The organism is Pedobacter sp. FW305-3-2-15-E-R2A2 (assembly GCF_038446955.1).
Taxonomy (GTDB): Bacteria; Bacteroidota; Bacteroidia; order Sphingobacteriales; family Sphingobacteriaceae; genus Pedobacter.
In genome coordinates, this window is the sequence record NZ_CP151803.1 from 4,478,937 (window position 1) to 4,505,764 (window position 26,828).

Annotated in this window: 26 protein-coding genes; 12 read left to right on the top strand and 14 right to left on the bottom strand. The window is 42.1% G+C overall.

What is annotated here, in order from left to right; genetic code table 11:
- Nucleotides 1-3: 3 nt before the first annotated feature.
- The gene (locus tag AAFF35_RS18020) at nt 4-639 is read right to left on the bottom strand and encodes a YceI family protein (protein ID WP_342327918.1); all 636 of its coding nucleotides are present in this window, start codon (nt 637-639) and stop codon (nt 4-6) included.
- Between the two features lie 102 nt (nt 640-741).
- Here AAFF35_RS18020 and AAFF35_RS18025 point away from each other — a divergent pair, with 102 nt between their 5' ends.
- A complete protein-coding gene (locus tag AAFF35_RS18025; RefSeq protein ID WP_342327919.1) occupies nt 742-1,635 on the top strand; it encodes a winged helix-turn-helix domain-containing protein in 894 nt (297 codons plus the stop codon).
- On the opposite strand, the gene AAFF35_RS18030 is transcribed toward AAFF35_RS18025, so the two are convergent.
- Nucleotides 1,636-2,430: a mechanosensitive ion channel family protein gene (locus tag AAFF35_RS18030; RefSeq protein ID WP_342327920.1), complete on the bottom strand. Its 795-nt coding sequence runs from the start codon at nt 2,428-2,430 to the stop codon at nt 1,636-1,638.
- A 209-nt stretch (nt 2,431-2,639) separates the two neighbouring features.
- Between AAFF35_RS18030 and AAFF35_RS18035 the strand changes: the two genes are divergently transcribed.
- From AAFF35_RS18035 to AAFF35_RS18045, 3 genes are read left to right on the top strand one after another with little or no spacing between them, the layout of a single operon-like run.
- On the top strand, nt 2,640-3,194 hold the full coding sequence (locus AAFF35_RS18035) for a ferritin-like domain-containing protein (RefSeq protein ID WP_342327921.1): 555 nt from the start codon (nt 2,640-2,642) through the stop codon (nt 3,192-3,194).
- 40 nt (nt 3,195-3,234) lie between these two features.
- A complete protein-coding gene (locus tag AAFF35_RS18040) occupies nt 3,235-5,454 on the top strand; it encodes a hypothetical protein (RefSeq protein ID WP_342327922.1) in 2,220 nt (739 codons plus the stop codon).
- A gap of 11 nt (nt 5,455-5,465) precedes the next feature.
- Nucleotides 5,466-5,966 (top strand): nicotinamide-nucleotide amidohydrolase family protein, encoded by a 501-nt coding sequence (locus AAFF35_RS18045; RefSeq protein ID WP_342327923.1) that lies wholly within the window; start codon nt 5,466-5,468, stop codon nt 5,964-5,966.
- A gap of 173 nt (nt 5,967-6,139) precedes the next feature.
- On the opposite strand, the gene AAFF35_RS18050 is transcribed toward AAFF35_RS18045, so the two are convergent.
- Nucleotides 6,140-6,697, bottom strand: coding sequence for a Rieske 2Fe-2S domain-containing protein (locus AAFF35_RS18050; protein WP_342327924.1), 558 nt, complete (start codon nt 6,695-6,697; stop codon nt 6,140-6,142).
- Nucleotides 6,698-7,183: 486 nt separating this feature from the next.
- Here AAFF35_RS18050 and AAFF35_RS18055 point away from each other — a divergent pair, with 486 nt between their 5' ends.
- Nucleotides 7,184-7,774 carry a DUF4142 domain-containing protein gene (locus AAFF35_RS18055; RefSeq protein WP_342327925.1) on the top strand — a complete coding sequence of 197 codons (591 nt, stop codon included), beginning with the start codon at nt 7,184-7,186 and terminating at the stop codon, nt 7,772-7,774.
- A 45-nt stretch (nt 7,775-7,819) separates the two neighbouring features.
- Here AAFF35_RS18055 and AAFF35_RS18060 read toward each other — a convergent pair whose 3' ends face one another.
- The gene (locus AAFF35_RS18060; RefSeq protein WP_342327926.1) at nt 7,820-7,990 is read right to left on the bottom strand and encodes a hypothetical protein; all 171 of its coding nucleotides are present in this window, start codon (nt 7,988-7,990) and stop codon (nt 7,820-7,822) included.
- 22 nt (nt 7,991-8,012) lie between these two features.
- Nucleotides 8,013-8,342, bottom strand: a complete 330-nt coding sequence (locus AAFF35_RS18065; protein WP_342327927.1) for a four-helix bundle copper-binding protein — start codon at nt 8,340-8,342, stop codon at nt 8,013-8,015.
- 391 nt (nt 8,343-8,733) lie between these two features.
- Between AAFF35_RS18065 and AAFF35_RS18070 the strand changes: the two genes are divergently transcribed.
- On the top strand, nt 8,734-9,894 hold the full coding sequence (locus AAFF35_RS18070; RefSeq protein WP_342327928.1) for a DUF6266 family protein: 1,161 nt from the start codon (nt 8,734-8,736) through the stop codon (nt 9,892-9,894).
- 28 nt (nt 9,895-9,922) lie between these two features.
- Here the strand turns inward: AAFF35_RS18070 and AAFF35_RS18075 are convergent, their stop codons facing one another.
- Nucleotides 9,923-11,377, bottom strand: a complete 1,455-nt coding sequence (locus AAFF35_RS18075; protein WP_342327929.1) for a hypothetical protein — start codon at nt 11,375-11,377, stop codon at nt 9,923-9,925.
- Nucleotides 11,378-11,530: 153 nt separating this feature from the next.
- Here AAFF35_RS18075 and AAFF35_RS18080 point away from each other — a divergent pair, with 153 nt between their 5' ends.
- From AAFF35_RS18080 to AAFF35_RS18105, 6 genes are read left to right on the top strand one after another with little or no spacing between them, the layout of a single operon-like run.
- On the top strand, nt 11,531-12,715 hold the full coding sequence (locus AAFF35_RS18080) for a hypothetical protein (RefSeq protein ID WP_342327930.1): 1,185 nt from the start codon (nt 11,531-11,533) through the stop codon (nt 12,713-12,715).
- Nucleotides 12,716-12,735: 20 nt separating this feature from the next.
- Nucleotides 12,736-13,386, top strand: a complete 651-nt coding sequence (locus tag AAFF35_RS18085; RefSeq protein WP_342327931.1) for a head GIN domain-containing protein — start codon at nt 12,736-12,738, stop codon at nt 13,384-13,386.
- A gap of 11 nt (nt 13,387-13,397) precedes the next feature.
- Nucleotides 13,398-14,900 (top strand): DUF4833 domain-containing protein, encoded by a 1,503-nt coding sequence (locus AAFF35_RS18090; protein ID WP_342327932.1) that lies wholly within the window; start codon nt 13,398-13,400, stop codon nt 14,898-14,900.
- Between the two features lie 50 nt (nt 14,901-14,950).
- A complete protein-coding gene (locus tag AAFF35_RS18095) occupies nt 14,951-15,556 on the top strand; it encodes an RNA polymerase sigma-70 factor (protein WP_342327933.1) in 606 nt (201 codons plus the stop codon).
- A 12-nt stretch (nt 15,557-15,568) separates the two neighbouring features.
- Nucleotides 15,569-16,534, top strand: a complete 966-nt coding sequence (locus AAFF35_RS18100) for a FecR domain-containing protein (RefSeq protein ID WP_342327934.1) — start codon at nt 15,569-15,571, stop codon at nt 16,532-16,534.
- Complete coding sequence (locus tag AAFF35_RS18105) at nt 16,534-18,324, top strand: hypothetical protein (protein ID WP_342327935.1); 1,791 nt, start codon at nt 16,534-16,536, stop codon at nt 18,322-18,324. Before AAFF35_RS18100 ends, AAFF35_RS18105 begins: the two co-directional genes overlap by 1 nt.
- 25 nt (nt 18,325-18,349) lie before the next feature.
- Here the strand turns inward: AAFF35_RS18105 and AAFF35_RS18110 are convergent, their stop codons facing one another.
- The 8 genes from AAFF35_RS18110 to AAFF35_RS18145 all read right to left on the bottom strand — a co-directional run bounded on the left by AAFF35_RS18110 (nt 18,350) and on the right by AAFF35_RS18145 (nt 26,612).
- Nucleotides 18,350-19,033 (bottom strand): NAD-dependent deacylase, encoded by a 684-nt coding sequence (locus AAFF35_RS18110; RefSeq protein ID WP_342327936.1) that lies wholly within the window; start codon nt 19,031-19,033, stop codon nt 18,350-18,352.
- On the bottom strand, nt 18,993-19,943 hold the full coding sequence (locus tag AAFF35_RS18115) for an HTTM domain-containing protein (protein WP_342327937.1): 951 nt from the start codon (nt 19,941-19,943) through the stop codon (nt 18,993-18,995). The genes AAFF35_RS18110 and AAFF35_RS18115 overlap by 41 nt, the downstream gene beginning before the upstream one ends.
- Before the next feature lie 11 nt (nt 19,944-19,954).
- Nucleotides 19,955-20,431 (bottom strand): hypothetical protein, encoded by a 477-nt coding sequence (locus tag AAFF35_RS18120; RefSeq protein ID WP_342327938.1) that lies wholly within the window; start codon nt 20,429-20,431, stop codon nt 19,955-19,957.
- A gap of 97 nt (nt 20,432-20,528) precedes the next feature.
- Nucleotides 20,529-20,957 carry a hypothetical protein gene (locus tag AAFF35_RS18125; RefSeq protein ID WP_342327939.1) on the bottom strand — a complete coding sequence of 143 codons (429 nt, stop codon included), beginning with the start codon at nt 20,955-20,957 and terminating at the stop codon, nt 20,529-20,531.
- Between the two features lie 141 nt (nt 20,958-21,098).
- The gene (locus AAFF35_RS18130) at nt 21,099-23,897 is read right to left on the bottom strand and encodes a CHAT domain-containing tetratricopeptide repeat protein (RefSeq protein ID WP_342327940.1); all 2,799 of its coding nucleotides are present in this window, start codon (nt 23,895-23,897) and stop codon (nt 21,099-21,101) included.
- Between the two features lie 4 nt (nt 23,898-23,901).
- The gene (locus tag AAFF35_RS18135) at nt 23,902-25,275 is read right to left on the bottom strand and encodes a S8 family serine peptidase (RefSeq protein ID WP_342327941.1); all 1,374 of its coding nucleotides are present in this window, start codon (nt 25,273-25,275) and stop codon (nt 23,902-23,904) included.
- 12 nt (nt 25,276-25,287) lie between these two features.
- Entirely contained in the window at nt 25,288-26,028 is a 741-nt protein-coding gene (locus AAFF35_RS18140) for a hypothetical protein (protein WP_342327942.1), read from the bottom strand.
- Nucleotides 26,025-26,612 (bottom strand): sigma-70 family RNA polymerase sigma factor, encoded by a 588-nt coding sequence (locus AAFF35_RS18145; RefSeq protein ID WP_342327943.1) that lies wholly within the window; start codon nt 26,610-26,612, stop codon nt 26,025-26,027. The genes AAFF35_RS18140 and AAFF35_RS18145 overlap by 4 nt, the downstream gene beginning before the upstream one ends.
- Between the last annotated feature and the right edge of the window lie 216 nt (nt 26,613-26,828).

A 26,828-nucleotide genomic window follows, 5' to 3' on the forward strand; every position in this document is an offset into this window, starting at 1 on the left:
AGTTTATTTTTTAGTAAATACCAGGTCCAGGCGGACAGGGATGTCATTATCAATTAGATTGTCTTTTATGCGGTAAATGAAGTCCCAGGTTTTCTGTTCTGGTTTACGATTGATATTCCAATTTTCGCGGCTAATACTCAGGTGTGCCTTTGCGGTAATCGTATTGTCCTTCTGCTTCATAAGCGTTGTGAATTCGATGGGTTTAGTCACACCTTTGATGGTCAGCTCCCCGTAAACTTTGTAGGTGGTTCCATTAGCTTGCCGAAGCATCTTGCGAACCACCATGGTGGCAGCAGGATATCTTGAAACAGCAAAAAAGTCTTCGCTTCTCAGCTTATCGTCCACCTCTTTTCTCCCGGCATCTGAAGCTTCGTCAGTACTCCTCATACTGTTCATATTTATACTGAAAGTACCTCGTGTTGGCTGCCCGGCGCTAAAGTTGCTGAGGCTGCCCGAATTAAATAATATAAAGCCATTGTGCTGGTTTTTGGGTGCCTGCCAAAACAGCTTGCTTTTTTTAATATCGAGTTGGTAAACGATACTGTTGGCGTCATTTTTTACTTGAGCCAGCATCGGATGGTTAAGTGCTCCTGCCAGTATTATAATTAGGCTGCATAAGAGATTTTTTTTATCTTTCATATCCTGTTAAAATTGATGCAGCAAATCTACTTTGATACTTTTCTGCCTGAGGGCTCAGGATTGTAAATTAAAATGTAAACTTTGTAAATTATTTCAAATAGTATGTTTAATACCGAAAAACGGCCCAATAGAAAAGCAAAGTATCTGTACGGATTATTGCTGCTTCTGCTGATCCCTGTAATCTGTGCGGCTTTCAGTATGACCGACAATCAGAACTTTGACTTCGCCAAAAGGGAAGTTTTGCTCCGCAGGATTGGAGATCAATTACTCTTACAGTCGGGCGACAGTACATCAAGGGTACTTCCGGTAAAAAAGATCGCAGAAAATGAATACCAGATCAGGTTTGAGAATGAGCTTACTTTTCAACCGGACTCACTGGTGAATACTACCCGGCGTTTGCTGGCCAATGACCCTCTCACGCTTGATTATATTGTTAACGTTCTGAACTGTGGCAACTCCAGTGTAGCTTATGGATACGCGATCTCCAAAAATAAAAAAGATGATATTGTAGCGTGTATAGGAAGAACACAACCCCGGGCGTGTTACATGATCAACATTAAATTCAAACCCACAGGAATAAATATAGCAGAGAATGGATATCTTCTGGGGAGCCTGCCATTTTTAGCATTTGTTGGTTTTATTTTTTTTAAATCGGTTAAGCCAGGAAGAACTTTACCTGAGGGTAAGTATGCTAGTAGTATGTTCACTTTGGGCTCGGTCTTGTTCGATGCGAAAAACCGGACGCTCCTCATAAATGGAAATACCATAGACCTGACCGGAACGGAAACCCGTGTATTGCTCATTTTCGCATCATCTCCTAACGAGACTATAGAGAGAAGCCGACTGCAAAAAGAGATATGGGAGGATGAAGGTGTTATTGTTGGGCGAAGTTTGGATATGTTCATCTCAAAACTTAGAAAAAAACTGGAATTTGATCCGAATATCAAAATTGTTGTGATACGCGGTAAAGGATATAGGCTTGAAATTAGCGCTTAATTAGTCCATCCCAGGTAACTTGATTCCCGAGGTTTTTAGGTTTTCCATCAGATTTTCCTGAAAAATGAGTTTTGCATCCTGAAAGCCATGGGAATGCAGCCAAACATTGATTAAAACTTTATAACCGTCAGATTCTAATAAAGACACCCCCACCCTTTTTTCAGGTATTTTTAAAATCGATTTTGAGTCATTAATTGTCTCATCAATTACCGCTCTCACCTTTGAAAGATCAACCCCGTAATTAAATTTAAGTTCCAGATCCAGCCTTCTGCTCCCAATGACACTGATATTAATAATGACTTCATTAGAAAGTTTGCTGTTGGGGATAATGACAGTCCGGTTATCAAAAGTAGTAACAACCGTAAAAAAAAGCTGAATGGAAGTTACTGTACCTTCCTGTCCCTGGGCAATAATGTTATCCGATACACGGAATGGCTTCAATAAAAGGATCAATACGCCACTCGCAAAATTCTGCATCGTACCAGACAGTGCCAGCCCCGCAGCAACTCCTATGGCACCGATTAAAGCAGCAAAAATGGTAAGCTGTATCCCCATAATCTGCATCACGAGAAAAATCAGTAGTATTCGGAGTCCTACAGTTGTTACGCTTAGAAAAAAGGGTTTCAATGAACTGTTAATTTTCTTATGCTGCATTCTGTTTTGCATCCAGCGCGAAAATACGCCGATCAGCCAGAGGCCAACCAGCAAAACAACCATGCCCAGCAAAATTACCGGGCCTTTTACCAGTAACCAATCATAAAATTTATCATAGAAATTTTCAACTTTCTGATTCATCTCCTTTTTGTTATCCGGTAAATTAACTCCCGAACTGGTTAAAAAGTTTTAAATACGTCCTATGTGTTCAGCTATCCCGCATTCTCTCCAAAAAAGATTATGCTTTTTTAATAAAGTTTAAACAAAACCCTAAAGATGCTGGTTAATTATTTCGGTTGATCAATGTATTGTATTAATGTAAAAAATTCATCTAACGAAAAACTAAAATTATGGCAACTACAAGAAAAACCGGCGCAAAGTCCGCCGCAAAATCGAAAACAGGAAAAATGGAAAATTCAGAATTTCATGAATTCTTTGTGGATGAACTTAAAGACATCTACTGGGCTGAAAAGCACCTTGTAAAGGCTTTACCAAAAATGAAAAAAGCGGCCACCAGTCCCGAGCTTGCCGCCGCCTTTGAAAAACATACCAAAGAAACCAATAACCATATTGCGACCCTTGAGCAGGTATTCCAGCTGCTGGGTGAAAAAGCCCAGGCAAAAAAGTGTAATGCTATGGATGGACTGCTGAAAGAAGCCGATGGCGTAATTGAAGATACCGATACAGGAACGTTAATTCGTGATGCAGGACTCATTCTTGCCGCTCAGAAAGTAGAGCATTACGAAATCGCTACTTACGGCACTTTAGTGGTTTTCGCAGAAAACATGGGACACAATGACGTAGCTGAACTCTTGCAGTTTACGCTCGACAATGAAAAAGCGACAGATATTGCGTTAACGGAAGTTGCCGAAAGCTTTGTTAACGAGCAGGCAGCGGCTGAATAAACACAGAAAATAAGCAACTAATTAACATTGATTTAAGGTTATGATGAATGCACTTACACCATGGGCTGTATCTGCAAGTGCAGAATTGACGGCTAGTACGGAAACAATTTTTGAACAAACCTCAGGATATTTTCATTTTAAAGTATTCCATACTTCGGATTCCATCTGGATCCAGACCGAATTACCTCATGGCGGACGGGTAGCCTTCCGCGCAGCCTATAGTCCCGGCCCCACCCTTGAAATTACAAAAAACAATGCCAACGAACAAAACGGTATAGATCTGGATTTGTCATGCGCTATCGGCAGGCAAAAGGTCAGCATTAAGATCGATCAGACCGGAAAATTACCGGTACTGCGCTATACGACCAGCCTTATTCCCGTCAAAGACCTATTAATGCCCAGCTGGCCAAAAGATATATTATTTAACGGAAAAAATGACAACCCTGAACAAACAGAAGGAAAGATCCATGCCAGTCAGCTTGGAACCAGAACAGGATTTATTTACCTGAGCGAGACCAGACCGAAATCATCAACACTGCTTTATCTGCAAAATCTGACCGTGTTATCGGAATATTGTGAGCAAACTGAAACTTCCCTGGGTGATACCGTAGGTGGAGAATGGCCAGAACTCGGTTTTTCTTTACCTTCTTCAAAAAAGCCTATAAAGGCCGGGAAAGAAGTTATACTTTCCGATGCTTTTGTTGCCTTTAGCAATGAAATTCCTGAAAAAAAAACGGCAATCACACGGTTGTTTCTGGATCTTTTGGCAAGAATCTACCTCTTATTGCCTAAACCAGAAACTCGGTACAAGGACTGGCCCAAAATTCTCGATAACGGATTAAAAGACTTGCTTGAAAGTGCCGGCTGCTGGTCGCAGGTAGCGGGTCAAAAATATTTCAATGCTTATGTCTGCGACTACGAAACTCCGCCCGAGATCATGGTACAACTTGCCGTATTGCTTCCCCTGCTTGATTATGTGGAATGGAGCAAAAAAGAGTTGGAAGTGATGAAAACCATCAGCGCAGGGCTTCCCTCATTTTATGATGAGAAATTAGGCACCATTATGCGATGGCTTCCCGCTGCTGAAGACAAACTCAAGGGAGAAGAAGAACAGAAGGTCCCTAAAGTTATGGATTCATGGTACCTGCACCACCCCCTGCTTAATCTTTCCAGATTAGCTCTAAAAGGAGATAAAGTAGCTGAACGACTCTTTCTGGGTTCACTGGATTTTGCAATCAAAGTAGCGCAGCACTTTAAATACCAATGGCCGGTATTCTATAAAATGGATACCCTGGAAGTGATTAAAGCCGAAACTGTCGAAGGCAAAGGCGGAGAAAAAGATGTGGCCGGTATCTATACCCATATCATGCTCCAGGCTTGGGAGCTGACCAAAGAAAAACGCTTTTTAAAGGAAGCAGAGAAAGCGGCTAAAACCTTAGCCGATTATGGATTTGAGATCTTTTACCAGGCAAACAATACCGCATTTTCATCCGGTGCATTACTCCGCCTTTACAAAATCACGGGCAATGAACTGTACCTTGAATTGAGCTATGGGTGTCTGGCGGGAATATTCCGGAATGTACAACTTTGGGACTGCAATTATGGTTTTGGAAAAAACTTTCCTAAGTTCTTCTCACTCTATCCTTTAAACGATGCAGCCTATACTGCAGTATATGAAGAACAGGAAGTCTTCTGTGCCTTTCACGATTATCTGAAACATGCAGAAGATGTAGACCTGCTCCCTTCAGTAAAATTACTCATCGCAGAATATATCCGCTACCTGGTAGACCGGGCAGTGTACTATTATCCAACCATGCTGCCAGCAGAGATGCTGGAAGAAAAATCCAAGATCGGAGAACTAGCCCCTAAACTTTGGATTGCCCTGGAAGACCTTCAGGACGGATGGCTGAAATCAGGAACCGTTGGTCAGGAAGTTTATGGAGCAGGTAATGCATTCGGGATCCTTCCCCGTCATTATCTGCAAATTCCGGACATGCCATTCATGGTTTATACCGATTATCCAACCTCAGGCTTTAATGCACAAAAAAACAAGAACATCACTTTCAAAATATTGGGCGACGAAAGAATTAACTGCCGGATGATGCTGGTAAAAACAACAGGAAAGAAAATCCCTGAGCTTGAAATCCTGATTAAAGGACAGAAAACCTCATTGAAGGCAAAGCAGGTAGAAAATGGCAATCTTGAATATGTCATTCCCGGAAACAGTAAAATAAGCATTAACACGATAGCCAAACATTAGAAAATATGCAAATGAGAAAAGATATAGATTTCAATCATTTATTCGCTTGCGGGGAATTACTGATTAAACATAACCTGACCCTTGCATTAGCAGAAAGCGCCACTGCCGGGCGCATCTCTGCTGAATTTGCACTTATACCGGATGCCGGTAAATTCCTTAAAGGCGGAATTGTCTGTTATGATGCAGATTTGAAGTGTACCCTGCTGGACGTACCCCGGGAACAACTTGAAATCTTTAGTCCTGAGTCTGAAATTGTAACCGGCTCCATGACTGCTGGTCTGCAAAAACTCATTCCCGCTGACATCCATATCGGCTGCACCGGACTTACTGCGCCGGGCGGAAGTGAAAGCCCGGAAAAGCCCATTGGCACCATGTTTCTGTATTGTTTAAAATCTGACGGACTGCTTTTTAGCGAAAAAAAAACCTTCGGGGGAACACCGGAAGAAATTGTCCGGCAAACGATCGAATTCCTGGCCCAACGCCTCCATCAGTACCTGAACTTGTTGGAATAGGTTAGCAGACCGCAAATCAATGAAGCTCAATTGTTTAATCATAGAAATTGTTGCCAACCTCATCATCTGTATCGGCATCAGCTCGTCGTCGTTCCGCCCGGTGTCTGTATTGTCTTTTGGTGGATTTTGAGTTTCCATACTTAAAAGGTTTAATTGTTATCCAGAATACATTTCTATAAACTTAGCTCAATGACTTTCAGATTTTTAAACGGAGGGCCATTCAAAACTTTCCCATCAGTATCATATCTTCCGGCATGGCAGGGACAATCCCAGCTTTTTTCAATTTCATTGAATTTAACGGTACAACCCGCATGGGTACAAACCGGATCTAATGCAGTAAGTACGCCTTTGGCATTTTTATACACCGCCATTTTTTTTCCCCGAAAGGTAGCGATCAGTCCCTCCCCGGCCTTGAGCATAGCCAGAGATTTTAGTTCTTCAGCAGAAAAACGATCGGCAATAAAGTGCCAGGCTACATCTGCATTCTCTTTAACAAATGAAGTAAATCCGGCAAGTGGTTTCATCCTCATTGGATCAAATATCGTTCGGCAGGGATTTTTTTTACCCAGAATCAGATCAGAGATCAGTTTAGCGGAAAGCGTTCCAAAGATCATCCCATTTCCATTAAATCCCGTTGCGGTATAGGTTCTGTCCGGTGCATGCGGAAGTTGCCCGATATAAGGCAGACCATCTACAGGAACATAATACTGCGCAGACCATTGATAGTCCACAGCAACTATATTATAATATTTCCATTTCCGGATATAGATTTCTAGGTTTTCAAAGGCCGTTCTTTGCTTTAATATTTCGTCTCCCGTTTAAATGCCTTCTCTAACAGTACCAGATACAAACACTGAATAGCAATTTAAAATATAGTCCTTAATCAAAAATTCAAGTTTGGAACACCGCCACGCTTTTCAGCACATTCCCTAATGGTCTGATGATTATGGGTTTGATTTGAAGTGCTCATGATAGTTGAATTTAAAACTTGATATTTAAACAATCCAGGGTCGGATTGGTTCAAAAAAACAAAACTCAAAACCTAATTGTTTTATGGTCAAAAAAAATATGGACTCATAAACCTTATGCAATCACATCGTGAAAAGAAAAATGAAACAAACCGCATATACTATTTAAATAACCGTTAAACCATACCATATCTAAACGTGGCGCTCGCTTGCATAGATTAATATTTTAACTTTTTTAATCTGTATGTTATGGAAAATTTTAAAAATTATGCTGTTGCAACACTCGCAGCTTGTGCGATAGCAGGAAGTATTGCCGGAAACAAAGCACTACCGGTAAACAAGGATTTAAACATTCCTGTCATTCAGCAGAATGACACCATTAACACCGAGCAATTTATCCAACAATTATCGGTTTCCAGTGCTAAGGAAATCAATTTATCAAAACTTGCTAAAAAGAAATCAAAAAATTCAAAAGTAAAAGAATATGCAGTAAAGGCAATGGATGCCAGCATTCTGATCTATTCAGATCTGAAACCATTGGCAGAGCCGAGAAATATTACGCTTACCGATTCGACGATCTTTGTCCCGGACGAGCTTATTTCCGCTTTAAAAAAAGCCAGCCGTAATGATTTTGACAGGCGGTATCTATCTATTACTATTGAAGATCATAACCAGGTCATTGCTTTGCTTGAAAAAGGCGCCATGTTTGGCGATACCGCTATTGTGAACTTTTCAAATAAGCAACTTATAGCGTTCAGAAGAAATCTGGAAGAAGCTAAATTTCTTTCCAAAAACCTCAGTAATGATAAATTGACCAGCAAATGGCCAGGAGAGAAGTAAGGAAATAACCAGGTAAAAGGGGCAGCTGCCCCTTTTACTAAAACATCAATTTTCACTTTTCATCCGTTTTCGCTGTTCCTCCTCGGCTTGTTTTTCTTCATCCTTTTCGGCAATTGGTTCTTCAGTCTGAACTTTCTTATTTTTGGGCAGGTTTACACTACCTGTTTTAGCCAGTGCCTTGTCGACATCATGACCAGTTTTTTCTTGCTTTTTCATAATAACATCCATTTAAGGTGAATTAAGCGGCCATCTTTCTGCATTCCTCAGCGCAACGGAAACAAGCCTCGGCACATTCCTCACAATGCCCGGCATTGTGTTTACCGCATTCAGTTCCGCAGGCATCACAGCTATCCGCACAAATTCTGCATAACTCTTTGGCCTGAGAACTTCCCAAGCTCATCAGTTGTGCTGTAGCATAACAAACCGAGGCACACTGCATATCCAGTTCAATGCAAGCAGCCATCATTTTAACATCTTCTTCTTTAGTGCAGGAACTTGCGCAGTAGTTACAGATAGCCGCGCATTCCAGACATGCATCAATGCATGATTTCCATTCATGATATCCCATAACTTTATGTTTAGCATTTTAAAAAACACCGCTCGTCCGGGATTGGTTTTTTTCGTAAAAAAAGACATATCAGCGCTGCCGAAAACTAAACCATTTGCAGGTTAAACGCTATTGTCAACACTGAGGCTCATTCTTTTTAACCAACAACAAAATCCTGTTGCCTTTACTGACTTTTGCGGTTAATATGCCGTTCAGTTCTGTTTTATTTTTATTAGTGATTATAACGTCATTAACAGGTGGTTGATAGGTCAATCATTGGTTAAATTGACCTATTAACTATGTATTTATAATTACGTAATTATTAATTTTAATTAACAACATATGATATTCATATCAAAAACATTTCGTAACTTGTTATTACAGCAGTCAATTACTTAATTAAAGAACAGTTATGGGAAAATTAATAAATGGCATATTTGGCGGATTCCATGGCAGAATCGGCAACCTGGTGGGTTATACCTTAAACGGTAAATACATCATCAGAAAAATAGGGAGAAGTTCTAAACCCCTCACTCCGGGCAGGAAAGCAAACTGTCAAAAAATGACACTTGTAAATGAGATCCTGAGCCCTTCCCTCCCTGCTATCCAGGTAGGATATCGCTTTGTGGTGGCAGGAACGGACAAAAACGAATACAATGAGGCGGTTTCTTACAATAAAAAAAATGCCCTTCAGGGAACCTATCCAAACCTCAGCCTGGACTATAGCAAAGTGTTATTGAGCATGGGAACGCTTCCTGCAGCCATTCATCCTACCCTTAGTCAGACAGGCGATCAAATCACCTTTAACTGGGAAGTAACAGCTGATCAGGCCTATCAGTATGCCAACGATCGTGCAATGCTGGTGGTCTATTTTCCTGATTTAAAAGTATCCCGTTGCGATTTACTCGGTTCAAGAAGAATTGAAGGCGTACATACCCTCAAGATCGCTCAGGACCATGTAAATGAACGCATGGAGGCCTATATCTCTTTTGTCAAAGACAATGGAAGAGCAGTTTCGGACAGCATGTATGCGGGTGCTTTAAATGTCCGGAAAGACATAGAAATTTCAGAGAAAACAGATCCGGCAAGAGAAGGCGCAAAGCAGGAGTTCAATTATATCGGTTCAGACTTTGACATTATCAGCTATCGGAAATATCTTTTGGATCTGGGAACCGCCGTTATCGAACCGGCAGGCGGACGGAAGGAAATAATAACCAGCGCCTGGTCGATATACATACTAAAAAGCACGGTCAGCGATCAGAGAATTGGCGATTGCTCCATTAGATTCAAACAAAATGAGAAGTTTACCGCCGAAATGAAAGTCAATATTTCTCCTGCCGAACAACGCAAAGGTTATGCAAAAGAAGCGGCATCAGCGATGATATCCCTCGTGTTTGGCAAATCAGAAGTGAACCGGATCGTAAAAATCGTGGATGCGCAGGATGAGGCCGCGATTGCTTTGCTGAAAAGCCTGGGTTTCAGAGAAGGAGAATACTTCAAAGACAGTGTATTTTCAGAGGGCAAATGGGTCAGTGAATATCAGTTTGCGCTGTCAAAATCAGACTGGACGTAGTTTTATCTGACAGCATAGCGGCCATCTGTCATTTTAAGGGACTGTGAAATGCAGACGGTTTTTTCCGGCCTAAAATAACTTGCTCAAACCTTAAAAAGTCTTTATTCAGTTTGAGCAACAGTTTTTGTCTTACTGATGGCTCTTTGATAAAGGAGTAATTGATGCTGTTATAGACTATTTTTTTGATGTCTTCGTAGCTAAACTGAGGATACCTGCCCGCCAACAAGACGTATTGCTCTGTTAAATTAGTCCTCAGTACACCTGCATCATCCGAACTGATCACTATCGGTACCTGAAATTCTTTGTACAAACTGATTGGATGGCGGTCGCCCTTTACCTTCAAAATAAACTCATTGCTGGTCAGGTTAATTTCTACAGCCACATCTTTCTCTTTCATATACCTCAACAAGTCATAGCTTTTTGACTCATAAGGCAAATCCACCCCATGTCCGATACGGGAAGCGCCTGCTTCACGCACGGCAGCATTGATGTGCCAGCTCAATTCTTCTGGTTTGACCAGACCCAGTGTCAGCTCCCCTGCATGCATCGAATACTTCACCTGAGGATATTTATTATGGCAGTATTTAAACATCTGCATGTGTAGCCAGTAATCCCGCATTGACACATCGTTATTTTCCGGCGACAGGATATTTACGCCGACAATTAAAGGGTTTTTGCTGGCGGCATCAAATGCCATCAACAACCGTTTAAACACCTCAGTCGCTTCCAGAATTCTAATCGTATAAGTCTGGTACCGCATGGTAAAGGAGTCGTCGTCTATTTTTAGCGATTGATGCAGTTTGCTCACTGTATTTACACTGAAGTCATCTGCACAGGCTATCACCTCTTTTTTAAGCAACTCCTGATACAAGGTATCTAATAACAAATGGCATTGCTGCACATCGTTTTGCTTTTGAACGAATTGAAGGCGGGGATCGAAACGTGAGCTTAAATCATTCGTTTTGACACATTTTGCCGAGGCAAGCATCGTTTCTATATAACTGACATTTTCCTGAATCGCCCGTTTTTTTAGCTCCAGCAAACCGGAATCGATGTTGTTTTCACTTGCAATGTCAAAATGATTGAACGAATCAAAGAACTGTCTGTCGGACGGTCCGCTAACCCCGTTATAGTCTTTAACAGACCACCTTTGTAATAACCTGAACTTATATTCTTCGAGCAGTCCTTCTTTTTTGATTTCACTTAACCTCATCCATTCCTGTCCGGCAGAAGGCTTTTGATCTTTAACCTCCAACGTGGTTTTATTGATAAAGTAATCCTGTGCAATCACATCGTTTACAAACCTTTCCGCATAAACAGAACCACTATAATGATGATGAAGGTCTCCCCCTTTAGGCATTTGCGAAAAAAAGGCAGTCAGCATTGCAGGATTATTCCTGATTTTCTCCAGGTATTGATGTACCGTTTGAGCAGAAGTAGAAAAAAACAGAAGTGTAAAGAAGATGACCAGGTACTTTTTCATGAATATCGTTTAGGCAGCTGATTCTGACCCTGCCACAATATTAAGAAAATGATTGATTTAAATGTCATTTCATTTTTGACATCAGAATATTTTTTCAAACCCCACGTAGGGGTAAACCTTCATTTCGTTGTCTCACTTTAAAATAAGACAGAAATGAATACATTTTACAACAGAAAAACACGATCATTTACCCTTTCCATTACCTTTAAAGGGATATTAAAAGCATTCGGTCTGGCCGGGCTTTTATTATCTGCCGGAACTGGATTTGCACAGGATAAGAATCCTGGAAAAGTCCATATTGGATTCATCTATCCACTTAGTACCAACGGAACACATGCTCCTTTAGATACCAACCGGCTTTCCTTTCATCTTCTAGCCGGTGTATCTTCGGTAGAAAAGGGTTTTACCTTCGCAGGGTTTTCCAATATCATCCGTAATGAAGCAGAGGGAACGCAGTTTGCCGCATTCTCCAACTATATCGGCAAAAAAGCAGAAGGATTACAAATTGCAGGATTCGCAAATATTTATGGCGAAGGTCAGGGTGCGGCTTTTGCAGGATTTGGAAATATTTCCGGAGGAAATGTCAAAGGCGCACAATTTGCCGGTTTCGGGAATATAGCCAAGGCAGTAGATGGCGTTCAGTTTGCCGGTTTTTTCAATAAAGCGAGCTCAGTTAAAGGTACACAACTTGCGGGTTTCATGAACCTGACGAACAAAGATGTTTCTTCTTCCCAACTGGCAGGTTTTATCAATAAAGCCGAAGATGTAGGCGGTTCTCAGTTTGCAGGTTTCATCAATATTGCCAAAAAAGTGAAAGGTGTTCAGGGCGCTGGATTTATCAATATCGCAGACAGCAGCGACTATCCTATCGGGATCATTAACCTCATCAAAAAAGGAGAAAAAGGAATTAGTGTAACCACTGATGAAACCACGAGTACCATGTTATCCTTCAGATCGGGTGGAAAAGTATTGTACGGGATCATCGGAATTGGTTATAACTTCAAAAACAAGGACGAAGTATATGCAATGGAGGCCGGTTTCGGAGCACATTGGTTCCAGGGCAAATCCTTCAGGTTAAATACCGAATTAACGGGAATGTCGGTAGAGAGCTTTAAGGCAGGGGAATATTTCAAATCCTCATTAAAAGTATTGCCTGCGTTCAGGATTGGAAAACACTTCGAAATTTTCGGGGGCCCTTCGTTTAACTTCATCAGTACCAATACTGCTGAAGGCAGAGACTTACACAAAAAATTCATCCACAGCTGGGGAAATAAATGGGGAAATAATCTTCAGGCCCTATACATCGGTTATGGCGGTGGAATTCAATTCATTCTTTAAAACACACCAAATATCAAGCTATGAAAAAGATCATTGCAGCGATGTTCATCAGTATTTTCCTGATGTCATGCGCCAAAGAAAAACTTACTGCGAACGGGAATAAAATCACGGAAACAAGAACACCAGGTAACTTTACCGGTGTAAACCTAAGTGGAGCAAAGACCGTTCAGGTTACTTATGGAACGGAATACAAAGTAGAGATAAAAGGTTCTTCCAACCTGATTCCCTATTTCAAAACAAAGATCATTGCCAATAACCTGTACCTGTCTTATGATAAGGTGAACGTACAGCACGACGACCTGGAAATCCTGGTCACCCTGCCTCAAATTAAAAATGTTGCACTCAGTGGCAGTGGCAAAATGGCAATCTCAGGTGCTTTTCCATTAATTGATGAATTGAAAACCTCTGTCAGCGGTTCCGGAGAAATTACGGCACAATCTGTTTTTGAGGTAAAGGACCTGTTAATGAACATTTCGGGCTCCGGAAAAATCGATCTCGAGAAAATCCTTGCCAAAGAGGCTGATGTAGACATTTCGGGAAGCGGCAATGGCAAAGTCAATGTTCAGGAAGAACTGAAAGCCAGAATCAGTGGAAGTGGGAATCTTTTCTACATCGGAAATCCGGAAATAGATTCGAAGATCAGCGGATCAGGAAAACTCGTTAAACTTTAACCCCCAAAGTCATGGCAACAACTATAGCGATCTGGACAGATTTCGTTGCTTTATTCGGAGCAGCGAGAATCGATATCGATTCCATTGCTTCTATACAGGAAAAAGCACCAAATATAGTAGCTTACGCCCTTCCAGCGGTATTCCTGCTGACCATCATTGAATTTATCTTCTCCCATTCCGGGGATCATAAAACCTATGAAAAGAAAGAAACGTTAGGTTCTTTACTGGTTGGATTGGGGAATCTTATCGTAAATATCCTGATGAAGGCGTTCCTTATTTATGGTGCCATCTGGATTTACAATTTGTTGCCATGGCGAATGGAAATGAGCTGGTGGACTTTAATTCCCTGCTTCATCCTATATGATTGCTGTAGTTACTGGTCGCATCGCATTTCCCATTTCAACCGTTTTTTCTGGGCCACACATGTCGTTCATCATTCCGCAGAACATTATAACCTGACCGTGGCCTTCAGACAAAGCTGGGTACAGCACTTTAAAACAGTGTTTTTTATCCCTCTGGCGATGCTGGGCTTTCATCCGGTTGTCTTTTTGGTAGCGAGCCAACTGAGTACACTCTATCAGTTCTGGGTCCATACGGAAGCCATCGGAAAGCTGAACCCTTTTATAGAGAAATACTTCGGGACTCCATCTAACCACCGGGTTCATCATGGCAGTCAGGCAAAATATCTGGATAAGAATTTTGGTGCCACATTTATGGTCTGGGACCACCTGTTCGGCACCTTTCAATATGAAGAAGAGAAACCGGTATACGGGTTGACGACCCCATTGGAGAACAAAACCAATCCTTTTGTCCTGAATTTCCATGAGTATCGCGACATGCTGGAAGATGTCAGGAAAAGCGATGGAATCAGAGAATGCCTTTTTTTCATTTTCGCCAGTCCGGGAAAGATCTACCTTCATAAGCTGAAACGCGATCCCCAACAACAGCCTGAAAGAGAAAGTAGCGGTCATGCGAAGGCAACGGCAATCATACTGATGATCATGCTTTTACTAAACCAGATGCTCAATGCCCAGCCTGTTCCCGATAGTCATCCCCTGCCGACTCCTACCGGTAAAAACCTGCTGTTCTTTCTGCAAAGAACTCCGGATGCAAATACAGTGATCTATGAGCTCAATTACAGGGAAGATGGGACATTGGACCCGGAGGCACCTGTTAAAGGTTCCTGGATCAGGTATGAAGAGCAATCGAAGACAAAAGAGCTCAGCAGTATAGAAAAAAAATTCGCCTATGGCCTGAAATGCAAAGCACTGGGAAATGACCAATATGAGATCCGCCTGGTGGCCTATAAAAAAATGCCGATGTACCTGTTGAAATCCGGAACGGACAATAAATACCACATCTACATTAAAGATGAAGGAAAAAACCTGCTCCTGAAAAGGGTGTTTGTAAAGGTCAATGGCGGCTCCTTCTGGTTTCCAAAAGTAACCTATATCGATCTGATTACAGCGAACTCTGAAACCGGAATGGAGATTTTAAAAAGAATTAACATTTAAAAGAACAGATTTAACCAACACCAATATAAAAGCAAAGGAAACTAATATATTTGAGTAGAATTATACAAGTGAAATTAACCGATCCCGTTTCCGAGCCCCTGCTGCAACGCTATGACGATGCCACCTTTGAACAAATGTTCAAAACGCATTATAAGGCCTTGCATGCTTATGCCAATGTGATGCTTAAAGAGGAAGACCTTGCAGAGGAAATCGTACAAGGCATGTTTTTAAAATTCTGGGAAAAGCGGGAGCTGCTAAACATCCAGAGCTCTTTAAAAGCATACCTGTATAAGTGCGTTTACCATGATTGTCTGAATCACCTTAAACACGAAAAAATAAAGTTTAAACACCAGGAATTTACGCATCATACCATGGATACCTATCATGAATCCGCTTCGGCGAAAGTAGAGCTTACGGAACTGGAAGTCAACCTGGGCAAGGCTTTGAATGAACTGCCGGAACAATGCCGGGCCATATTTCAAATGAGCAGATTTGAGGAATTGAAATACCGAGAGATTGCAGATCAAATGGGACTGTCTATCAAAACCGTGGAAAACCAAATGGGTAAAGCATTGAGGATATTGCGACTGAAACTCGCAGATTTCCTGACCCTGATCCTATTGGGGATTATGTATTATAAAGATTTTTTGAATTAAGCAAGAACAGCAATGACTGATGAATTATTGATAAAGTTTCTATTAAAGGAAACAAGTGAGGAAGAAAACACAGCCATTCAGGAATGGCTGGCTGCTGACCCTGCAAATATCTCCGTTTTTATTCAATTCGAGAAAATCTGGGACGCTGGTAAAACATTAACACCTGCCAGTAAAGTTGATGAAGAACAGGCATGGAATAAATTCAGGGAGAAAACGAAGAAATTGAAGGAAAAAGAAGCAGCAGTAGTTCTTCCACTAAAGAAAAATTATACCTGGTTAAAAGTGGCGGCTGTATTTGTCCTCGCCATTGGCGCATGGACCTTGTATCAGCTGATGTCTCCTGTTGCCTATACCAACCTGACCGCGAGCAATGAAGTACTCATCAAAACCCTGCCCGATGGATCAGAGCTCACCATCAACAAGAAATCACAGCTGAGCTATGCCAGTGATTTTAAAAATGACCGGAGTGTACGCCTGGATTCAGGGGAAGTTTTCTTTAACGTTGCACACGACAAAACCCGTCCATTTATCATCAAGGCGGATCAGGTATCTGTTGAGGTGGTAGGGACTTCTTTCAATGTAAAACATACTAAGAACAAAACAGAAGTCATTGTAGAAACGGGAATTGTGAAGGTCAGACTGGGCAATGAAGAGATTAGATTGGTGAAAGGAGAAAGGGTTTCCATCAGCAAGCGTACCAAAAAGCTCCAGAAAGAGCAAAGCGAAGACCAGCTGTACAATTATTACCGCAGCAAGCTGTTTATCTTCAATGGCACCCCTCTGCAAGAGGTTGCAGAAACCCTGAACGAAGCTTATGGCGTCAAGATCAGTGTGGACCCTGCAGCGAGAAAGCATACCTTATTTACCACTTTAAAATTGAGCTCAACACTGGAGGAGAATCTGGAGGTCATCTGCGATGCATTAAATGTAACCCTGTCACGTAACCAACAGGAAATCCTGTTGTCTAACAAAAAGTAATGAACATCAAACTGACCCTTCTGTTTCTTTTTTTATATGGGGCAACTCATGCCCAGACGAGTATAGCTAAATATCAGCAAAACCTTTCCAAGCGGGTCAGCTTTGACATCAAACAGGAAAAGGTGAGTTCGGTTCTGAGCAAAATGAGTAAAGCAGGAGACTTCTACTTTGCTTATAACGGGGTTTTATTTTCGCAGGATAGCCTGGTGAACCTGAATGTCAGGAATACACCGGTCCGGGATGTACTGGACAAAATGTTCGATGGTAAAGTCGATTACAAGGAAAATGCAGAATATATCATTTTGCGTTATGCAGTCAATCACCTGACGATAGAACCGGAAAACATCACCACTGCTGAAAACCTATACATGATCAGCGGATATGTAGTGGATACCCAAACAGGAAAAAAAGTAAAGCAGGCCAGTGTATACGAAAAAAGATTATTGCAGTCTACGCTGACCGATAATGATGGCTTTTTCAAATTGCGTTTCAAAGGAGATCATAAGGAAGTGATCCTGAACGCCAGTAAGGAGACTTACCGGGATACTGCACTCGTGTTTCTTGCAGACATTACCATTAAACCGGAATCTTACGATGACCCGGATAAAGAAAAAGGGACCTTTTTCTCCAATGCCATAGAAGATCTGGGCATCGGCAGGTTTTTCATCTCTTCCGCACAGCGTTTTCAGAATCTGAACATCCCTAATTTTTTCGCGAATACTCCCTTTCAGGCTTCTTTTACTCCCGGATTAAGTTCTCATGGCATGATGAGTTCCAGGGTGATCAATAAAGTTTCGCTGAATGTTCTTGGGGGCTATACTGCCGGAGTAGATGGCTTCGAAATGGCCGGTTTATTCAACCTGACCAAGGGTGATGCGAGAAAATTTCAGGCTGCAGGAGTTTTCAATGTGGTGGGAGGCTCCGTAGAAGGGTTTCAAATTGCCGGATTACACAATGATGTTAGAGGTAAACTGGATGGCGTACAGGCAGCGGGTGTGCTGAATGTGGTAAAAACAGATGCAAATGGAGTTCAGATTGCAGGGATCGCCAATATTGTAAGCGGGAATATGAAAGGTGTTCAGGCTGCAGGTGTGGTCAATATCGTAAGTAAGGAAAACAACGGGATTCAGATCGCAGGGTTAGGAAACATCAATTCCAAAAGCTCCAGCGGTGTAGCCGTTGCCGGCCTCGGAAACCTGACTTCAGGCACCTCTTCAGGCGTACAACTTGCAGGTCTTTTCAATTATGCCAGAAATAATAAGGGTTTTCAGCTGGCCTTGATTAATTTCTCTGATACCTCTACAGGAACGAGCCTTGGTTTACTCAATTTTGTAGGTAATGGTTATCATAAAATCAGTATTTATGCCAATGAGCTGACCAATACAAATGTTGCTTATAAGACCGGGAATGCGAACTTATACAATGTCATCTTTGCAGGTAAAAACTTTTCAGACTCTTCCAGGGTAGAAACAATTGGCCTTGGTTTCGGACATGATTTTATCTTCAATAAACGATTGTCTGTTGCTCCGGAACTAAGCTTTCAGTATCTATACCTTGGACATTGGAAATACGGCAACACTTTAACCAAGCTTCAATTGAATCTTCAGATTCAACTGTTTAAAGGGGTTACAATATTCGGTGGCCCCTCCTATTCTTATTACAACAGCGATGCGCCTCCGGGCTCAAGTGCAAAAGGCTACAGACAAGAGGTTCCGCCGAGAAAACATCATACTTTCAGTGGAAACAACCAGGGATGGTATGGCTGGAATGCAGGAATCACTATTTTTTAGCAGGGTTTCAGTTCAGCGACTGATTTCAGGTTAGCAACTGCAACAATTCTTTCAATCCTTCGGTAGCGGTCTTTTCGATTCTGATCACCTGTTTGCGGTTTCTTACTTCCGGGATTTTCGGGTCAATAATATATCTCGGACTTTGTGAAGGGACGAAATTAATTAAACCTGCAGCCGGATACACGGCCAGTGAGCTGCCAACCAGGACAAAGATATCAGCCGATTCACAGATTTCGGATGCGGTTTCGATCATAGGAACGGATTCCCCAAACCAAACGACATGCGCACGCAACTGGCTGCCCAGTTCACAGCGGTCGCCCATTTTGATTTCCCATCCGTCTATGGGATAGGTTAGCCCCGGATTAAGGTCCGATTGGGAACGCGTAATCACCCCATGCAGGTGGATCACATTGGAAGAACCAGCCCTTTCGTGCAGGTCGTCTATATTTTGCGTAATCACCTGAACATCATAATACTTTTCCAATTCTACCAGTCCAAGGTGCGCATCATTGGGCTGTGCGGCCAAAACCTGTTTTCTTCGCTGATTGTAAAAATCCTGCACCAGATCCGGATTTTTCCGCCAGGCTTCCGGAGTAGCCACATCGTAAACATTATAACCTTCCCATAACCCATCGGTATCCCGGAAAGTTTTCAATCCGCTTTCTGCACTAATTCCGGCACCCGTTAAGACCACTAATTTCTTCTTCATAAGCATTGCTCTTCCGATCAAATATAGCTAAAAAGAGCTGATTTGACCACTTAAACAAGATGCCTCCAAAAGCACTGAGGTCAAACACGATCATGATCCAGGCAAACATCTGCAAGCCCATCACCGCGCCGATAAAAACATGCATGAGGAGTATTCCCAGTAGAAGGATGGCCTGCATTTTACGCCAGCGGATCCAGATGAGCAAAGGGAAAAACAGTTCTATGGCCAGTGTTCCCCAGGTCAGTGCTGCCGAAACCCATGGATAACTGGCCAGCGACTTGATAAAAGGGGTTAAACCGGTATAAAACTGAGGCTGGTTGATGGCCTTCCAAATGGCGGTCCCATTCATCCATTCCTGTCCGCCAAGCTTTGAAAACCCAGCGGTAAAATAGACAATGCACAGGTGAATCTGTAAGATGCGCAGGTAAAAATTGAGCTGATCGGGGGCGATGAACGGATCTGTCCTGCCCATCAGGCGATCCAGGGAAAAGACCTTTTCCACCGGAAAGATCAGCGTGTAAAACAATAGCGTAAATAGAAATCCATCAAAGCCGAAAGCAAGGAGGTTATAGCCATTAAAGACCATCAAATGAATGAGTAAGCAGATAAAGGCACTGATCTTTGTCTGGAAACCAAACAGCAAAAAACAAGCTCCAATTCCGAATACCGCATAAAGGCTGCTCAGAAACAAGTGCTCATTCTGGATTCCGAAAAAATCGATCACTTTGGGCAAAGAGATGACATAGGAGATGTCCAGGGGTTTGGTCAACACATCCTGAATGATTCCATGCTGACTAAACAACATCTCCAGCTGATCGAATTCTACCCATATCTTTGCCAGGATGGTGATCGCAACGCCTATGCGCAATACTGCAAGTTGTATCGCATGATTAAAGGTAACAGGTTTCATGATACAGGGATTTATTTGTAAGTATAGGTTCCATTGCAAATCTCCCGGAAATGATTTGCTTTCCTTGATAAACGATATTCAGCCATGGTTGGAGGCATGTACTCTCCGATAGAAATATAGGTAGGTCCTGCATTGGGATATTTGGCAAAAATATAGGAAGCAACCACCCTCGACATCAGTTCGTAAGCTTTGTGGTTTCTGAAGGTATGAAGGACAGAAGAAAAGCGACAATCGAGGATATCTTTCCCGGTACCAAAAGCATCTTGTTTAAGCGTTTTGTTACCCATAAGGGTATAGGCTTTAACGACGGTTTGATTGCCTACGTTTGGGGAAAAGAAACTGTAACCAAAACCTCCGCCCGTCCAGGAGCAATACCTTAATATGAGTCCATCATAGATCTGATTTTTGGAGACTTCCATCAAACCTGAGCCCAAAACAACCATGCAAAGGTGAAAAATGAGAAAGCCTTTAAGTAGTTTATTTTTCATCAGTATATATTGTTTTATTATGGTTATGAAGCGATCATGATCTTAGTTTAAAAGAGAGCGGACCTCAGTCCGCCCCCAAAATAGGGATGATTGGTATTTACAGCCCTTTACCTTTAGCCGCATTCAGTTTAACAGACTGTATTGATTTCTGAGTTAAATTGGTATTCAACTGAGAAATAACTGCATCCTGAATTGCCTTTCCTTTGGTAATTACTTTTACGACAACGATGATATCAGAAGCCGCTAAGCCACCTCTGGTACCAATGCTCGAACCACGCAGTTTCGCAATCTTTCCAATTGGCGCAGTGCCATATACTTTAGAGCTGGAACGGCCTCCTGTGTTAGTCGTTACCGTTAAACGGTAAGTAGAGGGATCTTCGTTTTTAAGGGCGGCCAACACTTTATCTACTTCAGCTTGTGAGCTGGTGTTAATGATCAGACCTTTAGCTGTTTCCTGAGCTTTTGAGGATGTAGCTCCAAACAACAGGAACAAACTTGCACAAATAGGGATAAGTAACTTTTTCATGTTTTTTTGGTTTTTAATGGTTAATTAATTTGATGATTTATCTATAGATTAACACATTAGTCGCAAACGAGGAACAAAGGGAAACAGGTTTAAAAAGTTTTTTTATTTTTCCTGGCCATCGGCTGTTTTAAGGGAACGAGGCTATGGTTTCAACAGCAAACAATCCAGCACAGTCAATCCCATCAGCAGGATTGTTGCCATCCCTGTGATCAAAAATATGTGGAGCGGCGGGTGTTGAATTCCATCGGTATTTCCCAAAACTATTGTTGCCGCCCAGAAATAAGGCAGGTTATACAGTTGATCATTCTCCTGCAGGAAATCAAGTTTGGCCTGATTTAATGCTTCATCCTTCGGAAGTCCCTTCTGCAGGTATTTATAAAACAACTCGGTTAACTGATAGGTCGTTTTATGGTCTACCTGCCATAGGTTAGTAACCGTACAGGGCACACCGGCGGTCATGAATGCCCTGGCCAGACTAAAGACCCCTTCTCCTTCGGCATGGTAACCCACGCCGGTATTACAGGCAGAAAGCACCACGAGTTCCGTATGGGGGAAGCTCAGCTTCTGAATTTCTGAAAGAGAAACGGTAGAATCTGCGAGGTACAAGACCGGTTCTTTCTTTGTGCTGTCTGCTGCAGCATGGGCATAAATCTGTACGATTTGATACCTGTTCAGGTGGTCTAAAAAGCCGGCTCTTGTGGCTGCGCCGTTAATGATGAGCCTGGAGGTTTTAAAATAGCGTACAATATTTCCCAGCGACTGATCCGCACCGGGAAGGACAGCAAGTTTAAAATTGCGGTTGTAAGCGGACGGTGCTATGCCGAGAAAGGTATGCTCAGCTACAGTAGGGAGATTGATCTTTTTCATCATAACCCGCATGGAATGAACATAGCTGAAAATGTATTTCCGAGCTAAAAAGCTGCTTTTATCCAGCGAATCTGACAACAAAGCTTCAAAAGGAATAAAATGATCATCCAAAGAGACGATCACCCTTCCTTCCGGGATCTTTAAAGGTTTAATCAGTTTATCATACAATTGATAAGCGACCGTCTCATAACAATCATAATATTGATTCAACAATGATTTATCGGCACAAAGGGTCAGCAGGTTCTTCGTATCCTTTCCGTACGACCTGTAAGGAATCCTCAGCAATTGTTGTTGTCCCGGAGATAAGAATAAAGCATACACGATAGAATCACCGGTAAAATACTCAATCAGAGATTGTTTCTGATCCTGAAGTTTAGTCATCACTGCCCGATAAGGATATACAGAGTTATCGTATTTATATTGATAGTACGTTGGATATTTCAGTTCCAGTCCCCGGATAAATACTTCCCAATTGTTCTGGGAATCGTACCATTTCCCCATGACCTCTTTGTAATGCGCATCACTTTTGCTCATAGACAAGAGCCTCATACTCAACGTATAAGTTTTTACCCGCAACTGCTTTTCTATCCTGCGGTCTTTTTCGGCAATGTAATTTTCTGCAATGAGTTCACAAAGCTTGTCGTTGAGCAGCACTGCCCTGCTTTTTTCAAAGAAGTAATAGGCTTTCTCGATATTTTGAAGGTAAAAACAAACTTCTATCGCTTCCTCATACATTTCTTTGGTTTTCTTACGCCAGATGAGCTTGGATTGCTCCCCATCCTGTTTCCAGCGCATAATATCGACTGCCTGATCTGCAATTTCATACGTTTTCAAGGCGAGCAGCAGGGTTTTCTTCTTCTTTTCTTTCCGGTATAGCCCGAGCAAAGAAGATCCTTTATTGGCGAGGATCGTAGAAACGAAATAGTCGTTGGAAACCAATTTTAGCATGTCCTTGCTGAGGTTGCTTTTTACCGCCGTATCGCTAAAATTTAAGGGCAATACATTTAATGCTTTCTGATAATATTTCAATGCTTTATGAAAGTCCTTATTTCGCCAGTATACCACCCCGATATTGGAATACAAGCCTGCGAGCTGGTAACTATCTCCACTCTTAGCAGCCATTTTCAGGCCTTCATTGTAATAGTAAACCGCTTTTCCACTTTGATTTAAGCCATGAAGGTAAACGCTGCCCAATTCCAGAAGATCCCTGGAACATTGCTCCCAGTTCTCTGCCTCTTTATTCAATTCCAGTGATTTATGATAATACTTTAAGGCAGAAGGGATTTTCCCTGATTTCTGAAGCAGGTCTGCATATACGGAATAACTGGTGGCAAGGTGTTCTGCTCCCCCATTTTCGTTCTCCAATAGAGAGATCGCTTTTTTTATGCAAACTTCCGCATCGGAAAATAAACCTGATTCAATTTCCGATTGTGCCTTTTGTGCCAAAAGCGGTGCCATTGCAAGTACTTCTTTATTTGCTTCTGCAAATAAGATTCCCTCATCGGCCTGCTCGATACTTTTTTGGTAATCGCCGGTTTGAAAGAAAGCATAGGCTTTTTGTTCATAGGCCATAAAAACGATGGCCCGTTTATCAGGATACCCTCGTCCCACATCAATGCAACGCTCAAAGTAATGATGGGAATCCTTCAAAAAATGAATTTTCTTATAAAAGATGCCAAGGTTAAAATAGCTGTTGCAGAGAAATGAGGGGTCAATACCTTGCCCTTGCCCTGTATTTACAGCCACCGCTTCTTTGGTATAGATGATGGCCCGCTCCAGGTCGCCGGCTTTGCTGTAAATATCGCCTATGCGGTGTATAATCTGAGCATAGGCAGCATTTTTCGTTCGATGGCACTTCATGAATGTCGCCTGCAGTTCCTTTAAACGCCTGATCTTTTCAGAAAAACCATCGGCCATGCTTTCCTGAATGCCAGCTACATGCGTTATAATTTCCGCATCAGAAGGGCATTGCCCCTTTGACATTAAAGTCGAACAAAAGATAACCGATACCAAAAAAGGGATCCTCAATGAAACCATCATGATCTTACCAATCACACAATGAAATGAATCCATTATTTTATTTAACACAAGCCCCGTCACGGATGTGTTTTTTAGCAAGGCCTGGATTGTTGACCAGAATATTGCCGCTATGGTCTTCATTCAACAGGAGTTTAAGCGCCGAAAGAAAATCTGCTTTTTTAATATTGGGCACATACAAGCTTTTCCTACAGTTGGCCCCAATGAGCCCTGTAGCAATGGCGGTTGCAAAAGAAGAGCCACTGATCAGTACTTCCGGTCCGCTGGTCTCAAAAGGCAATTTAAACTGCATCCCTTCTTTTGAAACCTGATCTGCCAGTACGCCCAGGTCTACATATTCCTTTGAATAATTCTGACTGGCACTTACACTCGTTCCATCTGTGGTCGTTACCGTAACCACGCTATTGGTAATTGTGCTCAAATGAGCAGGATAGAAATTATGAATCGCCAGATTACGCAACTGACTGTCCGTTAAAACCAGACCGTGTTCCAGGAGATAGAGCTGTTTTGCCAGCGCATCTTCTGCATCAATTTTATTTCCGGAGGCGGTGACAAAAAGAATCCCCTGTTTCCTCAGCACATTGCTGAGCAGCGTTTTTAAATAAGGGATAGGAAGTTCGTAGTAATAATAAAACCCCCAGCTGGCATTGATCAGCTGCGCGCCTTTTGCAATAGCAAAATGAATGGCACAGATGATCCCAAAAAGATCCCCTTCTCCATGCTTATCATGGGTTTTAAGCGGCATAATTTTCAGTCTGTTTTCCCTGGACTGTTTAAATTCATTGATGATGTACTGGCTCACCACTGTCCCATGCCGACCGGCATGGTCATCCCGAAAATCAGCATTATTGGATACAAAATTCCAACCCGTTTTCTGTTCTTTGTAGCAGTCGCCAGTGGCAGCTCCTGCTGTTTCCTGCCATAAACAGGCAGGATCGATCAGGTCTGTGTCTATACCGGTATCCAATACCGCCACAATGATCTCTTCCTTATTGGCATCAAGGGCTAATGCAGTTCTCTTCTTTAACCCGCTTCGCTTTGAATCTCTTTCAGGAATGGTATTCAAAAAATTCAGGGAATAAGATTCCCCAACGGTAGTTGATTTAGGACCTGACCCTGCCTTTACAGAATCTGTATTCACCATGGTATGAATTCCCTTTGCAGACCACAGCTGCACCGGGATTTTACAATTGCCGCAGGTGCTGATCTTAATCCCATCGGTATTAAGAAAACCACGCTCCCGAAGAGAGACCTTGATGATATTGATGTCTGCTGGTGTAGGGATCTTTTTGAAATACAGCAAAATCTGATCTTTCCGATAACTATTGGCCAATAACCTCTCGGTTTTGCTATTGGCTTTTTTAATCCAAACGGGAGGATCCTTACGTTCAGGTTGTTCTTTATTCTTTTTCATAAATAGGGATATTTATAATTTTTGCAACCAAATTTCTGCTTCTTTATTTCCTGCCAGATTGCGGTCAACCACTTCCTGCAGGAGCATTTTTGCTGCCTCTCTGTCGTTGCCAACAGACCTTTTCATCAAGACCAGTGCTTTATAGAAAAGACCGGGGTTACTATACAAATCATAATCCGACAGGCGGTCGAACTGGACAATGGCCTCTTCATACCTATGGGAAACGAGGTAGGTGATCCCTAAATTTTTAACAGCTTCCGGCTCTATCCTTCCCGGCCCGGTCATTGCGCTGAAGATCTGTGCCGCTTCCTCATATTTTTTAGCATTGAAAGCCGCAATTCCTTTTTGCAATTGATCTGTTGTTTCTGCTCCTCCCATATTCAATCCGAGTGTGCTAAAGTTGGCTGCAATATATTCCTCCGATAACTGGGTGACATGGGCTGTTTTCCAGAGCAGGAACCAGCCAAACACGAGCATAATACAGGCCGCAGCGAAGTAAATTGAAAGCTTTTTAATCCGGATACCGACTTTCGCTGAATTCCGGACAGGCGCCAATTCAGCATAAAGCAAGGCGAATTCGGCTCTTTTTTCAGCCTCCAACTGCTGGCGGACCGCATCTCTCATAGAAATATAGCCTGCTACCTCTGCTGCAAAATCAGCATCGTTAACACAACGTTCTTCAAAGGCCTCGCGCTCCTCTGCAGGGACTGAACCTTCAAAATAGGCTTCTATGATATTTAATGAATCGTTCATCTTAGGATTTGTTCCACATTAACTTTCTTCCGGAGTCTTTCCAGACAACGCAGGCGACTGGTTTTCACCACATCAGCGGAGTTATATTCCATAAAACCTGCAATATCTCTATCGCTATATCCATCTTCAAAAAAGAGTAAGACCTGCCTGCATTTTTCTCCCAGCGCAATCAGCTTCTCCATCAGGTACTGCCGCTCTTCCTTCATCAGAATTTGCTGAACAGCGGTTCTCGCCTGATCAGGAAGCTCATACACCAGGCTGTCCATCGGCATGGCTTGATTTACCTTTCTTTTATTAGTCGTATCTTTCCTTAAAAGGTCAACACATTTGTTGGAAAAGATTTTATAGCCATAAGATTTAAGGGCAGAACGCCCCTCGAAACTGCCTTTTACAATGTTATCAATGATGCTGATAATGGTATCAGAATATGCGCTGGCCGCATCTTCTTCCGTCATCCCGTATTTTTTTACGCCCTGATGGATAAAATAAAAGAAGGTCTTATACAAATCCCGTTCAAAAATTCTTCGCTGTCCCCCACCTGCTTTTAACCCTTCCAAAATTGCCATATCTGAGTCTGCCCCCATAATTCAAGATATTAAGCTTAATGTAAGTTATTGGTTACAATATGGAAGTTAGCAAAAATAATTTAGGTTAAAAACAATATTCAGACAGAAGATTAAACACTGATGATCAGTGATTTAAAGGATACACAATTGGACAATGCTAAATCGAAAAATCTAAATCCGGATTCTTGAAAAAGACGTCAAAAAAGATAAAAGCAAAAAAAATCCCGGGCTCCT